The organism is Paraburkholderia strydomiana (genome assembly GCF_046030495.1).
Taxonomy (GTDB): Bacteria; Pseudomonadota; Gammaproteobacteria; order Burkholderiales; family Burkholderiaceae; genus Paraburkholderia; species Paraburkholderia strydomiana_A.
The window spans coordinates 26,669-40,868 of the sequence record NZ_JAQQCJ010000009.1; the positions used below are offsets into that span (position 1 = coordinate 26,669).

A 14,200-nucleotide genomic window follows, 5' to 3' on the forward strand; every position below is an offset into this window, starting at 1 on the left:
CGAACCGCGCGGACCAAACCCGAACCTCAATAAACGATCTCGATCGAACTTCCCGCAAACTCGCCACGCAACGCGGCGAGCAGTTCGTCGGTCGGCTTCACGCGCCAGGCATCGCCCAGACGCATTTCACCTTGCGCGTTTTCGCTGCGATAAACCACCTGCACAGCCAGGCCGTTCGGAATCTGCACAGCCTGGCGTTGACGGCCACTGTCGTTGCCATAACCGCCGTCGTTGCGCCCGCCGCCATTGCCGCGCGATGATGCCGCCGGCGCGGGAGCCGCCTGCGGCTCGTCCTTGCCGGCGCTATGCGCTTCGAGCACGCGGCGCAACGCCAGCGCATCCGCATTGCCGTTCATCTGCACCTTCACGGCTTCCGCGTAGCGGCAGCGCGCGCGGCCCAGATCCATGACCGTGTCGACGGTAAAGCGGATGCCGCCCGTGAACGCGTCGTTACGCGCCTGGCCTTGCACGACCAGCAGTTCGTCTTCCTTGAACAGTTGCTTGTGCGCTTCGAAGGTCTCGTTGAAGACCGTCACTTCGCACTGGCCGGTGCCGTCGTCGAGCAGCGCGATCAGCATCTTGCCGCGCTGGGTCATCTGCGTGCGCAGCGACGCGATCACGCCCGCGACCAGCTTGTCGCGCCCTTCCTTCAACTCGCCGATCTTCTGGCGCACGAAGCGGCGCACTTCGTCCTTGTAGGCGTCGAACAAATGGCCCGACAGATAAAAGCCGAGCGCGGCCTTCTCTTCCTGCAGCTTCTTCTTTTCCGGCCATTCCGGCTCGTCGACCAGTTCGTGACCTTGCGACGGCGCGTCGCCCATGTCGAACAGACCCGCTTGCAACGCATTGGCACTCGCCTGCTCGGCCGCTTCCATCGCGAGCGAAACGGACGCGATCAGCTGCGCGCGATTCGCATGCAAGGTGTCGAACGCGCCCGCGCGAATCAACGCTTCAATCGTGCGGCGATTGACGATGCGGCGGTCGACGCGGTTGCAGAAATCGAAGATGTCGATGAACGGGCCGTCTTCGCGCGCGCGCAGGATTTCTTCGATCGCGTTCTGGCCGCTGCCCTTGACCGCGCCCAGGCCATAGCGAATCGTTTTCGAGCGCTTGCCGTCGGCTTCGGCGACCGGCTCGAAGCGATACGCGGACAGATTCACGTCCGGCGGCAACACGGCCATCTTGTTCGTCAGACAGTCTTCGAACAGGATCTTGACCTTGTCCGTGTCGTCCATGGCGAGCGACATATTCGCCGCCATGAATTCCGCCGGATGGTGCGCCTTGAGCCACGCGGTGTAGTACGCGAGCAGCGCATACGCGGCCGCGTGCGACTTGTTGAAGCCGTAGCCCGCGAACTTCTCCATCAAGTCGAAGATTTCGTCGGCCTTCTCGGCGGTCAGCCCGTTCTTCGCGGCGCCCTGACGGAACAACTCGCGATGCTCGGCCATCTCCTCGGCCTTCTTCTTACCCATCGCGCGACGCAGCAAGTCGGCGCCGCCCAGCGAGTAGCCGCCGATGATCTGCGCCATCTGCATCACCTGCTCCTGGTAGACCATGATGCCGTAGGTCTCTTTCAGAACAGATTCGACACGCGGGTCCGGATACTCGACCACTTCGCGGCCGTGCTTACGCGCGCAGAAGCTCGGGATCAGGTCCATCGGGCCCGGACGGTACAACGCGACCAGCGCGATGATGTCTTCGAAGCGGTCGGGCTGCGCGTCTTTCAGCATGCCCTGCATGCCGCGGCTTTCCAGCTGGAACACGGCGACCGTATTCGCTTTCTTGAGAACCGAGAACGACGCCGGATCGTCGAGCGGTACCTGGCCGAGCGACCAGTCCTGCTTCGACGGATCGAGGCGGCGGATATAGCGCTCGGCCCAGTCGAGAATCGTCAGCGTGGTCAAGCCCAGAAAGTCGAACTTCACGAGGCCGACGGCTTCGACGTCGTCCTTGTCGTACTGGCTGACGACGCCGCTTTCGTCGCCCTGCGTGTAGAGCGGGCAGAAATCGGTCAGCTTGCCGGGCGCGATCAGCACGCCGCCCGCGTGCATGCCGACGTTACGCGTGAGGCCTTCGACGCGCTGCGCGAGTTCGATCAGCTGATGCACTTCGTCTTCGTTATCGAAGCGCTCCTGCAACAGCGGCTCTTCCTTCATCGCGTCGGCGATCGTGACGTGCTTGCCCGGCTTGAAAGGAATCAGCTTGGCGATGCCGTCGGTGAACATGTAGCCGAGATCGAGCACCCGGCCGATGTCGCGCACCGCCGCTTTCGCGGCCATCGTGCCGAACGTCGCGATCTGCGATACGGCGTCCGCACCGTACTTCTCCTTCACGTACTGGATCACGCGATCGCGGCCGTGCTGGCAGAAGTCGATGTCGAAGTCGGGCATCGACACCCGCTCCGGATTCAGGAAACGCTCGAACAGCAGGTTGTAGCGCAGCGGGTCGAGATCGGTCACGCCGAGCGCGTAGGCGACCAGCGAACCCGCGCCCGAGCCCCGGCCCGGTCCGACCGGCACGCCGTTGTTCTTCGCCCAGTTGATGAAGTCCGCGACGATCAGGAAGTAGCCCGGAAAGCCCATCTTGATGATCGTGCCGCACTCGAATTCGAGGCGCTGGTAGTAGGTTTCGCGCTGCGCGGCGCGCTCGGCTTCGTCCGGGTACAACTGTTCGAGACGCTTTTCGAGGCCCTCTTTCGACAGCAGCACGAGATAGTCGTCGAGCGACATGCGGTCGGGCGTCGGGAACAGCGGCAGCTTCGGCTTGCCGAGTTCGAGCGTGAGATTGCAACGCTTCGCGATCTCGACGGTGTTGGCGAGCGCCGACGGAATGTCCGCGAACAGCGCGGCCATTTCCTCCTGCGTGCGGAAATACTGCTCGGACGTGAAGCGCTTCGGGCGGCGCGGATTCGCGAGAATGTCGCCCTCGGAAATACACACGCGCGCTTCGTGCGCGGTGAAGTCGTCCGGCGTCATGAACTGCATCGGATGCGTGGCGACCACCGGCAATTTCAGCGATGCCGCGAGCGCGACCGCCTGTTGCACGTATTGCTCGCCGCCCGGCTGGGCGCAACGCTGCAGCTCGATGTAGAAGCCTCCCGGGAACACCTTCGCCCAATGCAGCGCGTTGCGCCTCGCCGCTTCCTCGTTGCCGGCCGCAAGCGCGAGCCCCACGTCGCCCTGCTGCGCGCCCGACAACGCGAGCAGCCCCTCGCCGAGCCCGGATTCGAGCCAGCCGGCTTCGACTTCCGCGCGGCCGCGATGCTGGTTCGTGAGCGATGCCTTGCTGAGCAGTTCGCACAGATTCAGATAGCCGCGCCGGTCCTTGACCAGCAGCAGCAAACGGGAAGGCTTGTCGCGGTCGTCCGGATTGGTGATCCAGACGTCGCAGCCGGCAATGGGTTTGACCCCTTTGCCGCGGGCTTCCTTGTAGAAACGGACGAGGCCGAACGCGTTGCCGAGATCGGTGAGGGCGAGCGCGCCCTGGCCGTCTTTGGCCGCGGCCTTGACGATGTCGTCAAGACGCACGATGCCGTCGGCAATCGAGAATTCGGAGTGAACGCGGAGATGAACGAAGCGGGGATCTGACATGGGCGACATTGTAACTCCACCCTTCCGCCGTGTTCAGCGCAAAACCGCGCGTTAGCCGTCCGGCTTAGGACGCGAACGCGGCAGCGCCACGGCGCGGGCGTTTCGCAACATGGCGCGCGGCTTGAGCGGCAGGCTCGACCGTGCGGCGACCGCAGGAAACCGCACCACCCGGCGCCACAAATTGCCGGACAATTTGAGCTGGCGCAATCGGCTGGCCATTCGGCCGAGTCCGGGGAAACGCCGGGTTGAGGGATAATAGCGCTTTCGCCCTTTTCGACGTGGCCGCGACACCCTGGCTCCGCCCGGCTATCCCGGGCCGCGCGCGGCGGCTCGACGCCCCCGCGCTTCGCCACGCCGGCCACTTCATACCGCTGCTTACCGCTGCTTACCGCTGAACACACATGAGTATCGTCAATCTCGCCGCGTATCATTTCGCGACCATCGAAGACACCGCCGCCTGGCGCCCGCTCGTCACTGAACGCTGCAACGCGCTTGGCCTGCGCGGCACCGTTCTGCTGGCACCGGAAGGCATCAACCTGTTCGTCGCCGGCTCGCGCGAGCACACCGACGCGTTCATCGACTACATCCGTCACGATGCGCTGTTCGAGGGCAAGTTCGCGAACCTGCAATTCAAGGAAAGCCTGTCGGACAAGCAGCCGTTCACGCGCATGCTGGTCAAGCTCAAGCGCGAAATCATCACGATGAAGAAGCCGGCCATCCGTCCGGAACTCGGCCGCGCGCCGTTCGTCGACGCTCCCACGCTGAAGGCCTGGCTGGACCGCGGTCATGATGACGAGGGCCGCCCGGTCGTGATGCTCGACACGCGCAACGCATTCGAAGTGGACGTCGGCACGTTCGACGACGCGCTCGACTACCGCATTACGAAATTCAGCGAGTTTCCCGAGGTGATCGAGAACAATCGCGCCGATCTCGAAGGCAAGACGGTGGTGTCGTTCTGCACCGGTGGGATTCGCTGCGAGAAAGCCGCGATCCACATGAAGGAAGTCGGCATCGAAAACGTGTACCAGCTCGAAGGCGGCATCCTGAAGTACTTCGAGGAAGTGGGCGGCGCGCATTATCACGGCGACTGCTTCGTGTTCGACTACCGCACCGCGCTGAACCCGCTGCTGCAGCCTACCGCGACCGCGCAATGCTTCGGCTGCCGCGCCGTGGTCACGCCCGAAGCGCAGCAATCCCCGCTGTACGTGGCGGGCAAGACCTGCCCGGCGTGTCATCCGGACGGCAAGGCGGCGCGCGCGGCGTGATGGTGGCGGCGCACCACAACGCCACCCGACCATGACCTATCGCGGACGCTTTGCACCGTCGCCTACCGGGCCGCTGCATTTCGGCTCGCTGGTCAGCGCACTGGCAAGCTGGCTCGACGCCCGCGCGCATGAGGGCACCTGGCTCGTGCGGATCGAAGACATCGACCGGCCGCGCACCGTGCCGGGCGCCGCCGACGACATCCTCGCGACCCTCGCGCGCTTCGGCATGCACGCCGATGAAGCACCCCTCTGGCAAAGCCGGCGCGTGGCGCGCTACGAGCAGGCGCTGGCGCAACTGAAGCCGACCGGGCTGATCTATCCGTGCGGCTGCACGCGCAAGGAAATCGCCGACTCGCTGCTGCACGCGCATGCGCGCAACACGACCCTCGCGTACCCCGGCACCTGCCGTCACGGTCTGAACGGCAAACCGGCGCGCGCCTGGCGGCTGCGCGTGCCCGACGGCGCTGCTGCCGTGATCGCGTTCGACGATCGCTGGCAGGGCCGGCGGACGCAAAACCTCGCCACCGAAGTCGGCGACTTCGTTCTGAAGCGTGCGGACGACCAATGGGCGTATCAGTTGGCGGTGGTGGTCGACGATGCGGATGCGGGCATCACGCACATCGTGCGCGGCGTGGATCTGATGGATTCGACTGCGCGGCAGATTTATCTGCAACGCTGCCTTGGTGTGCCGACGCCGCGGTATCTGCATGTGCCCGTCGTGACGAACGAACTCGGCGAAAAGCTGAGCAAGCAGAACGGCGCAACCGCGCTCGACAGCGACAGGCCGCTCGAAGCGCTGAGCGCCGCGGCGCGCCATCTGGGACTCGGCGACCTGAACGGCCAGGCCCACACGACGCTGGACGGCTTCTATGCCGCCGCCACGACGGCATGGGCCCGGCGCATGGGCGTCACAAAATAAAAAGCGCTTCGCGGTTAAAACCGCGAAGCGCTTGAGATGCTTGAGGTGCTTGAGACGTTTAAACCACAGAAGCGTCTGAAGAACCTTGCAAGGCGTCAAAAGGCACTAAACCTTCCCCGCCAGCATCACGACGACGAAGTCGACTTCCTCGGCATGCCAAACCCGCCCAGCAATGCCGCCAACGGCTGCTTCGAGCCCGACTTCTGCGGCGTGGCCGCTGCGGCCGCTTCTTCGACCTTACGCATCGAAGATGCCGACGGCTCATACGGCTTCAGGAAAAAGTCATCCACTGGCTGCGCGCGATGGTGATGCGGCCGGTCGAACGAGCCCGACGACGGCGCGCCCGTACGACGGCGGCTGCCGCGCTCGTCGCGACCCTCACGGCCATCGCCGCTGCGCTCGCGGCGCGGCGCGCGCTCTTCATGGTGATGACGCACCGGCGCTGCAACGGTCAGGCGTTGCACATCCAGAGGCCGCTTGATCAGCTTCTCGATATCGGCAAGCTGCTTGCGCTCGTTCGGGCTGCACAGCGACAGCGCGTCGCCCGACGCCCCAGCACGCCCGGTACGGCCGATCCGGTGCACGTAATCTTCCGCGTTGAACGGCAGGTCGAAGTTGATCACCGCCGGCAGTTCGGCGATGTCCAGACCGCGTGCGGCGACGTCGGTCGCCACCAGCGCTTCGATCTCGCCGCGCTTGAACGCGTCGAGCGCCTGCATACGCTCGTTCTGCGAGCGGTCGCCGTGAATCGCGGTCGCCACCACGCCGTCGCGTTCGAGGCTGCGCGCAAGCCGGCTCGCGCCGATTTTGCTGTTGCAGAACACGATCACCTGCTTGAGGCTGCGCTCGCGGATCAGTTGCACGACCGCGCCGGTCTTGTCGCCCTCGGCGACTTCGTAGACGATCTGGGTAACGTTGGTCGCGGTCGAGTTGCTGCGCGCGACTTCGATGGTCTGCGGGTTGCGCAGATACGTGGCCGCGAGCTTCTTGATTTCGCCCGAGAAGGTGGCCGAGAACAGCAGCGTCTGACGTTCCTTCGGCAGCAGGTTCAGGATGCGCTGCAGGTCCGGCAGGAAGCCCATGTCGAGCATTCGGTCGGCTTCGTCGAGCACGAGGATCTGCACCTGGCCCAGGTTGGCGGTTTTCTGTTGCACGTGATCGAGCAGACGGCCCGGCGTGGCGATCAGGATTTCGACGCCGCGGCGCAGTTGCTCGGACTGCGGATTCATGTCCACGCCGCCGAACACCACGGCGCTGCGCAGCGCCGTGTGCTTCGCATACGACTGCACGTTCGCGGCGACCTGGTCGGCGAGTTCGCGGGTCGGCGTGAGGATCAGCGCGCGCACCGGATGGCGTGCGGGCGATGCGCTCGTGCTGGCCTGCGGCAGCAGCCGCTGGATGATCGGCAGCGAGAAACTCGCGGTCTTGCCGGTGCCGGTCTGCGCGGCGCCCATCACGTCACGGCCGGCCAGCACGACGGGAATCGCCTCCGCCTGGATAGGCGTTGGCGTGGTGTAGCCCGATTCTTTGACGGCTTTCAGGATGTCGGGCGCGAGACCGAATTGATCAAAAGTCGCAGTGCTGGGCGTGACGGCTGTGTCGGACATGGTGGCTTTCGCTAAAAATGCGCTTGGCGCGGGTGCGCGCGGCAGCGGTCGAAACCGCAGAGGGCATCAGGATGAAGGCGGAGCCACGGCGTTCCGCACGGGACCCGTCAGTGCTTCGGGAAAACTGCGGCCGGCTCCGGCCGGCGGAAACACCCGCCGGAAAGGCCGGTATTGTAGCACTTCAGCAAAAACACTCATGGCGCACGTGACGGCTTTCTGCTTACGTCGGCGAAAGCTCGTCGCGGGAGCGCATCGCGCGAACGCCGGCGGATCGCCGCCGGGCGGCGGCCCGCCTCGCTCGCGAGCGTAGTGCGCGCAGGCGACAATTGCGTGACAGGAGGAGCTCGCGTAGCCGGCGCCTGCCCTAGCCCGCTCGCTTCCCAACCGCCACGCCCCCTCACCACGTCTCGCGCATCACCATCAAACGCATCTCAGTCATATCTTCGATCGCGTAGCGCACACCTTCGCGCCCCAGCCCCGAATCCTTCACGCCGCCATACGGCATATTGTCGACCCGGAACGACGGCACGTCGTTGATCACCACACCGCCCACTTCGAGCGCGTCCCACGCGCGATGCGCATGCGCGAGCGAATCAGTGAACACGCCCGCTTGCAGACCGAAGTCGCTGTCGTTGACCGTCGCGAGCGCGGCCTCGAAATCGTCGAAGCGCTCCAGGATCGCGACCGGCCCGAAAGCTTCCTTCCGATACAGATCGGTGTCGCGCTTCACGCCTTCGAGCAGCGTGGCCTCGAACATCGCGCCGTCGACCTTGCCGCCCGCAACGATTGTCGCGCCCGCCTGCACCGCGCCGTCCATCCAGCCGGCGAGGCGTTTGGACTCCGATTCGGAGATCATCGGCCCGACGAAGGTCTTTTCGTCTTTCGGATCGCCCATCACCAGCGACTGCGTTTTCGCAATCAGCTTCTCGCGCAGCGCGTCGTACACCTTCACGTGCACCAGAATCCGCTGCACGCCGATGCAGCTCTGCCCCGACTGATAGAACGCGCCGAACGCGAGCCGCTCGACCACGTAGTCGAGCTTGCCGCCCTGATCGCCGTCGACGATCGCGGCCGCGTTGCCACCCAGCTCCAGAATCACTTTCTTCTTGCCGGCCTTCGCCTTCAGATCCCACCCGACCGCCGGCGAACCGGTGAACGACAGCAGCTTGAAACGTTCGTCGGTAGTAAACAGATCGGCGCCGTCGCGATGCGCGGGAAGGATCGAGAACGCGCCTTTCGGCAGATCGGTTTCCGCAAGGATCTCGCCCATGATCAGCGCGCCGACCGGTGTGCGGCTCGCCGGCTTCAGCACGAACGGCACGCCCGCGGCAATCGCCGGCGCGACCTTGTGCGCGGTCAGATTCAACGGAAAATTGAACGGCGAGATGAACGAGCACGGCCCGATCGGCACGCGCTTCACGTAGCCGTGATAGCCCTTCGCGCGCGGTGAAATCTCCAGATTGACGATCTCGCCGTCGATCCTCACGCTCTCCTCGGCGGCCACCTTGAACGTGTCGATCAGGCGCGTGACCTCGCCTTTCGAATCGTTGATCGGCTTGCCCGCCTCGATGCACAGCGCGAGCGCCAGTTCGTCATAACGCTCGCGAAAGCGTTTCACACAGTGTTCGAGCACCGCCTGGCGCTTGAACGGCGGGAACGCGCGCATGGCGGGCATCGCGTCGACGGCGTGGCCGATCGCCTTGTCGATCGCTGCCGCGTCGGCCATCGCGACGCGGGTCGCCACTTCGCCGCTGAATTTATCGGTGACTTCGAGATCGGTGTTGGCGGCCACCGCCTCGTTGGCGAGGTAGTACGGGTAAGTCTTCTTCAACATGATGCGTTCTCCTTGATCCGATACCTGACAGCAGCAAGAAGCAGCAAAAGCGGTACCAGCAGTCGCGGCGGCACGGCGCGCAAGCGCCATGCCGCCCGCTTCCGGGTCAGACGAAACTCACAGTTGCGCGGACAGCCGCTTGATCTCGCGGTTGAGCACGCGCTCGTTGTCCGAGTAGTCGATCGGCACATCGATCACGTGCACACCGGGCGTCACGAAGCATTCGCGCAGCAAAGGCGCGAACTCCGCGGCCGATTCGATCCGATGCCCCTTCGCGCCATAGCTCTGCGCGTACGCGACGAAATCCGGATTGGCGAGCGTCATGCCGTAGTCGGGGAAGTTCATGTTCTCCTGCTTCCAGCGGATCATGCCGAACGCGTCGTCGCGCAGGATCAGGATCACCAGATCGAGCTTCAGACGCACCGCCGTTTCCAGTTCCTGCGAATTCATCAGGAAGCCGCCGTCACCGCATACGGCCATCACCTTGCGATCCGGGTGCACGATCTTGGTGGCGATCGCCGAGGGCAAGCCCGCGCCCATCGACGCGAGCGCGTTGTCGAGCAGCAGCGAATTCGGTTCATGCGCGCGGTAGTAGCGGGCGAACCAGATCTTGTACATGCCGTTGTCCAGACACACGATGCCGTCCACCGGCGTGGTCTCGTACACATCGTTGACGATCCGCACCGGATACATCGGGAAGCGGTCGTCGTGCTGGCCTTTGACCAGATGCGCCTCGAAGTGCTGCTTGATCTCCTTGAAGCGCGTGAAGTCCCAATGCTCCTGACGCTCCTTGAGGCTTTCCTTCAACTGCCATACCGCGTTGGCGATGTCGCCGACCACTTCGATCTGCGGGAAATACACCGTGTCGACTTCCGCGCCGAGAAAGTTGACGTGAATCACCGTCTTCTCGCCCGCTTCGCCGCTGCGCATGAAGAACGGCGGCTTCTCGATCACGTCGTGACCCACGTTGATGATGCAGTCCGCGTGCTCGATCGCGCGGTGCACGAAGTCGCCGTCGGACAGGGTCGCGTTGCCGAGCCACATCGGATGCGATTCGTCGATCACGCCCTTGCCCATCTGCGTGGTGAAGAACGGTATGCCGATCTGATCGACGAACTCGCGCAGCATCTTGGTGGTGGTCTTGCGGTTGCCGCCCGCGCCGATCATCAGCAACGGATGCTTCGCGCCGATGATCGCCTCGACCGCGCGCGCGACCGCTTTTTCCTCGGCGACGGGGCGGCGGCTATAGCTCTTCGGGATCGGCTTGCCGTCGCCCTCTTCGTGCGCGACGTCTTCGGGCAATTCGAGGTGGGTGGCGCCGGGCCGCTCTTCCTCGGCCTGCCGGACCGCCTCGCGCACCGCCGCCGGAATGTTGCTGATCGACACGATCTGCCGCGTGTACTTGGTGAGCGGCTCCATCATCCGCACCACGTCGACGATCTGAAAATGGCCCTGCTTGCTCGACTTGATCGGCTTTTGCCCGGTGACCATCAGCATTGGCATGCCGCCTAGCTGCGCATACGCGGCGGCGGTCACGAAGTTGGTCGCGCCGGGGCCGAGCGTGGCCAGACATACACCGGTGCGGCCGGTGAGGCGCCCATAAGTGGCGGCCATGAAACCGGCCGCCTGTTCGTGGCGCGTGAGAATCAGACGGATTCTCGAGCGGCGCAGCGATTCGAGCAGATCGAGATTTTCTTCACCGGGGATGCCGAACACATACTCGACACCTTCGGCTTCCAGCGATTTGACGAACAGGTCCGATGCTTTCATTGAGGTCTCGCTTGATGATACGGACGCGGGCCGTGAGCCCAACCCTCAGGCTCCGGAAACGGACGATCGAAGACGACGACGGCCGCGCGCACAGCGCGCGGCATGGCACGACGGCACGGCAAATGCCATGCCGGACAGCTTACTACTCGAACGGAAATGATGCGCGCAGGCGGGACATGCGGTGCGGCGGGGGTGGCGGGGGTGGGGTGAAGCAGGCAAAGGCGAAGCGGCGGCACGCACAAGGAGAGCCGCCGCATCACGCCTAGCGGACGATGGTGACGCAGTCGGAGAGAACCGGCGGCGCATTCTCGCCGTTCATCGCGTCATAGAGATCGGCGCGCGGGCCCTTGGTCCACCACGTGTAGCTGCCGGCCTGGTATTTCGCACCGGACGCCGACATCGTGTTGACGAACAGCAGCGGTTTGCCATTCACCGGCACGAGCGCGAAGCTCTGGCCGTTCGCGGTGTTCCAGTAAGTGACCTGCAGAATCTTGCCGGTCGCGCAGGTGTACTTGTGCGTCTGGCGATTTTTGCTCTGAATCTGCGTGACCTGAAATGGCGCGGCCCATGCGTTGCCGTCGAGCGCGGCGAGGCCCGCCGCTGTGATTGCTGCAACCAGCCATGTCTTCATCGGATGCCTCGCTTGTTGCTGTTTTGCTATGGCGTTTGATGCGGCGTTTGTGGCGGCATACCCAACCGGACGGAACGCGAATGACGCGACGACCGGCCGCTCAAGGATCGATTACCGCCGCGCACGCATCGGTCGGCGCGGCGGCGACGTGTCCGACCAGCGGCACGATCTTCAGCCCGGCCGATGCGACCCGGCACGGCGCGGCCGCGAGACCGCAGCCCGTGAGCCCGGCACACAGCGCGAGCGCCACGCCGAGTGCGCCGAGTCGGCCGGTCATGCCGCACTGCGTGGTCTTGCGCGAGTCAGGCGCCATAAATACCTCGATCCCGATGAGCTCGACGAGCTTCCATCATTCTGTTTGGAGCGCCCGGCAAGCGTGGCCAGCGCGTAAATGGGTGTCGCGCGTGGTGCCGCGCGGGTGTCGTGCGTCGCGTTGCACACCTCGACACGCGTGAGGCATCTTCGCGCACGGCACCCGGGCTTATTTCGCCGACACCGGCCGCACCGCCGCCGCGGCCTGCTTCGCGCGCGAGCGTGCTTCGTCGAGGTTCTCGCCGGTGGCGAGCGCCACGCCCATGCGACGCTTGACGAAACTCTCCGGCTTGCCGAACAGGCGCAGGTCCGCATTGGGCACCGCCAACGCTGCCGCGACGCCTTCGAAAGCAATTCCGGCTTCGTCCAGCCCGCCATAAATTACCGCCGACGCCCCCGGCGCCCGCAGCGACGTATCCACCGGCAAGCCGAGGATCGCGCGCGCATGCAGTTCGAACTCCGAGAAGCGTTGCGAGCACAGCGTGACGAGCCCCGTGTCGTGCGGACGCGGACTCACTTCCGAGAACCATACATCATCGCCGCGCACGAAAAGTTCCACGCCGAAGAGACCCCGGCCGCCGAGCGCGGCCGTCACCTTATGCGCCACTTCGCGCGAGCGTTCAAGCGCGAGCGGGCTCATCGGCTGCGGCTGCCACGATTCGACGTAGTCGCCCGCCACCTGCACGTGGCCGATCGGATCGCAGAAATACGTGCTGACTTCGCCGCTCGCCGGGTCGATCGCGCGCACCGTCAACTGCGTGATCTCGTATTCAAAGTCGATAAAGCCTTCGACGATCACGCGGCCGTGATTCACGCGGCCGCCCGCCATCGCGTATTGCCAGGCGGCTTCGACGTCGGCCTCGCTCCTGAGCACCGACTGCCCCTTGCCCGACGACGACATGACGGGTTTCACGACGCACGGATAGCCGACCTTGGCGATCCCGGCGCGCAGTTCGTCGAGCGAATCGGCGAACGCGTATGGCGAGGTCGGCAAGCCGAGCTCTTCCGCGGCGAGACGGCGAATGCCTTCGCGGTTCATGGTGAGTTGCGTGGCGCGCGCGGTCGGGATGACTTCGGCGAGACCGTCGGTTTCGATCGCGGCGAGCGCGTCTGTGGCGATCGCCTCGATCTCGGGGACGATCAGATGTGGACGCTCCTGCTCGACCAGCGCGCGCAGCGCGGCGCGGTCGGTCATGTCGATCACGTGCGAGCGATGCGCGACCTGATGGCCCGGCGCATTCGGGTAACGGTCGACGGCGATCACTTCGACACCCAGCCGTTGCAGCGCGATGATCACCTCCTTGCCGAGTTCGCCGGCGCCGAGCAGCATGACGCGCGTGGCGGATTCAGAAAGGGGCGTGCCGATCCGTTGGCCGATCTGCATGGGGTCTCCAGAAAAAGTCAGGATGAGGGTGGGATTGATCAGAACACGATGTTAACATGCGGGCCCCTCGCCGCGGCTTGCTCGCGGCGCCCGCTTTGTCCTGTCATTGTTCGTGCGCGAAAGGTGCATCAGGGGTGCACGCAGCGCGCGCGAAGGACGCGGCAATGGCGCGCCCGCGCGCCGCTGCTATCTCACTAAAATTTTCACACGCCGTTGCGCTCGCGTGCGGCCAGCTTAGTGCGTTACCCTTACGCCTTCGCCAGTTTGAAGAGGAACGACGCCATGCTCCAAAGCTCCTCCGCGCGACGTGTTGCGCGCTTCACCCCGTCCGTGCGCGCGGCTCTTGCCGCGCTGAGCGTCGCCGCGCTGCTGGGCGCCTGCGCGATCCCGAAACATCCCGACTCGGCCGCCGCGGCGCCTGATCCATTCAATCCCGCCGCCGTGCAACTGCTCGACGACACGAGCTGGGTGCTGAGCGCCTGGAAGCAGGCCGACGGCACGGCGCGCGCGATTCCGTCCACTGATCAGGGCGGACCGATCACGCTGATGCTCTCCACTTCGAAGGGCCAGCGTCACGCGAGCGGCTTTTCCGGCTGCAATCGCTTCATGGGCACATACGCGCTGAAGGACGGCAAGCTCAGCTTCGGTCCGCTGGCCGGCACGCGCATGGCGTGCACGTCGCCGGGCGGCAATATCGAAGGTGCGTTTCTCGACGCGCTGACGCGCATCGAGCGCACCGGGGTGCAGATGCGCGAGCCGCAGCAGATGCAGTTGACGCTCGATAACGGCGACACGCTGACCTTCGATCGCAGCACCAAATGAAAGGTGCGCCAGAGGGTGCCCGAGCGGGCAACCGGCTCGCCCGCCCGCGACGTGAAGTGGTGGTAC

10 protein-coding genes are annotated in these 14,200 nt (G+C 65.0%); 3 read left to right on the plus strand and 7 right to left on the minus strand.

Translation table 11 applies throughout. The features are described 5' to 3' along the window. Nucleotides 1-26: 26 nt before the first annotated feature. Nucleotides 27-3,599, minus strand: a complete 3,573-nt coding sequence (gene dnaE / locus PQQ53_RS13825; protein WP_408324486.1) for a DNA polymerase III subunit alpha — start codon at nucleotides 3,597-3,599, stop codon at nucleotides 27-29. 392 nt (nucleotides 3,600-3,991) lie between these two features. Here dnaE and PQQ53_RS13830 point away from each other — a divergent pair, with 392 nt between their 5' ends. Both PQQ53_RS13830 and gluQRS read left to right on the plus strand, forming a co-directional pair. After that, the gene (locus PQQ53_RS13830; protein ID WP_408324488.1) at nucleotides 3,992-4,855 is read left to right on the plus strand and encodes a sulfurtransferase; all 864 of its coding nucleotides are present in this window, start codon (nucleotides 3,992-3,994) and stop codon (nucleotides 4,853-4,855) included. Between the two features lie 31 nt (nucleotides 4,856-4,886). Continuing rightward, nucleotides 4,887-5,774: a tRNA glutamyl-Q(34) synthetase GluQRS gene (gluQRS, locus tag PQQ53_RS13835; protein ID WP_408324489.1), complete on the plus strand. Its 888-nt coding sequence runs from the start codon at nucleotides 4,887-4,889 to the stop codon at nucleotides 5,772-5,774. A 125-nt stretch (nucleotides 5,775-5,899) separates the two neighbouring features. On the opposite strand, the gene PQQ53_RS13840 is transcribed toward gluQRS, so the two are convergent. From PQQ53_RS13840 to purT, 6 genes are all read right to left on the minus strand, one after another. Then, nucleotides 5,900-7,381, minus strand: coding sequence for a DEAD/DEAH box helicase (locus PQQ53_RS13840; protein ID WP_408153900.1), 1,482 nt, complete (start codon nucleotides 7,379-7,381; stop codon nucleotides 5,900-5,902). A 397-nt stretch (nucleotides 7,382-7,778) separates the two neighbouring features. Beyond that, nucleotides 7,779-9,215, minus strand: coding sequence for an aldehyde dehydrogenase family protein (locus PQQ53_RS13845; protein ID WP_408141696.1), 1,437 nt, complete (start codon nucleotides 9,213-9,215; stop codon nucleotides 7,779-7,781). A 117-nt stretch (nucleotides 9,216-9,332) separates the two neighbouring features. Then, nucleotides 9,333-10,985, minus strand: a complete 1,653-nt coding sequence (locus tag PQQ53_RS13850; protein WP_408324491.1) for an acetolactate synthase large subunit — start codon at nucleotides 10,983-10,985, stop codon at nucleotides 9,333-9,335. Nucleotides 10,986-11,247: 262 nt separating this feature from the next. Continuing rightward, nucleotides 11,248-11,616, minus strand: coding sequence for an MliC family protein (locus tag PQQ53_RS13855; RefSeq protein ID WP_408141694.1), 369 nt, complete (start codon nucleotides 11,614-11,616; stop codon nucleotides 11,248-11,250). Between the two features lie 100 nt (nucleotides 11,617-11,716). Then, on the minus strand, nucleotides 11,717-11,929 hold the full coding sequence (locus PQQ53_RS13860) for a DUF6726 family protein (RefSeq protein WP_408141693.1): 213 nt from the start codon (nucleotides 11,927-11,929) through the stop codon (nucleotides 11,717-11,719). A gap of 168 nt (nucleotides 11,930-12,097) precedes the next feature. Then, nucleotides 12,098-13,312 carry a formate-dependent phosphoribosylglycinamide formyltransferase gene (gene purT, locus PQQ53_RS13865; protein ID WP_408153896.1) on the minus strand — a complete coding sequence of 405 codons (1,215 nt, stop codon included), beginning with the start codon at nucleotides 13,310-13,312 and terminating at the stop codon, nucleotides 12,098-12,100. 282 nt (nucleotides 13,313-13,594) lie between these two features. Here purT and PQQ53_RS13870 point away from each other — a divergent pair, with 282 nt between their 5' ends. Next, nucleotides 13,595-14,134 carry an META domain-containing protein gene (locus PQQ53_RS13870; protein ID WP_408141691.1) on the plus strand — a complete coding sequence of 180 codons (540 nt, stop codon included), beginning with the start codon at nucleotides 13,595-13,597 and terminating at the stop codon, nucleotides 14,132-14,134. Nucleotides 14,135-14,200 lie beyond the last annotated feature (66 nt).

Bases quoted from the DNA above. Each gene is read 5' to 3' on its own strand.
- dnaE (WP_408324486.1), bottom strand. From the start codon at position 3,599: ATGTCGCCCATGTCAGATCCCCGCTTCGTTCATCTCCGCGTTCACTCC.
- PQQ53_RS13845 (WP_408141696.1), bottom strand. From the start codon at position 9,215: ATGTTGAAGAAGACTTACCCGTACTACCTCGCCAACGAGGCGGTGGCC.
- PQQ53_RS13855 (WP_408141694.1), bottom strand. From the start codon at position 11,616: ATGAAGACATGGCTGGTTGCAGCAATCACAGCGGCGGGCCTCGCCGCG.
- PQQ53_RS13840 (WP_408153900.1), bottom strand. From the start codon at position 7,381: ATGTCCGACACAGCCGTCACGCCCAGCACTGCGACTTTTGATCAATTC.
- PQQ53_RS13870 (WP_408141691.1), top strand. From the start codon at position 13,595: ATGCTCCAAAGCTCCTCCGCGCGACGTGTTGCGCGCTTCACCCCGTCC.
- PQQ53_RS13830 (WP_408324488.1), top strand. From the start codon at position 3,992: ATGAGTATCGTCAATCTCGCCGCGTATCATTTCGCGACCATCGAAGAC.
- PQQ53_RS13850 (WP_408324491.1), bottom strand. From the start codon at position 10,985: ATGAAAGCATCGGACCTGTTCGTCAAATCGCTGGAAGCCGAAGGTGTC.
- gluQRS (WP_408324489.1), top strand. From the start codon at position 4,887: ATGACCTATCGCGGACGCTTTGCACCGTCGCCTACCGGGCCGCTGCAT.
- PQQ53_RS13860 (WP_408141693.1), bottom strand. From the start codon at position 11,929: ATGGCGCCTGACTCGCGCAAGACCACGCAGTGCGGCATGACCGGCCGA.
- purT (WP_408153896.1), bottom strand. From the start codon at position 13,312: ATGCAGATCGGCCAACGGATCGGCACGCCCCTTTCTGAATCCGCCACG.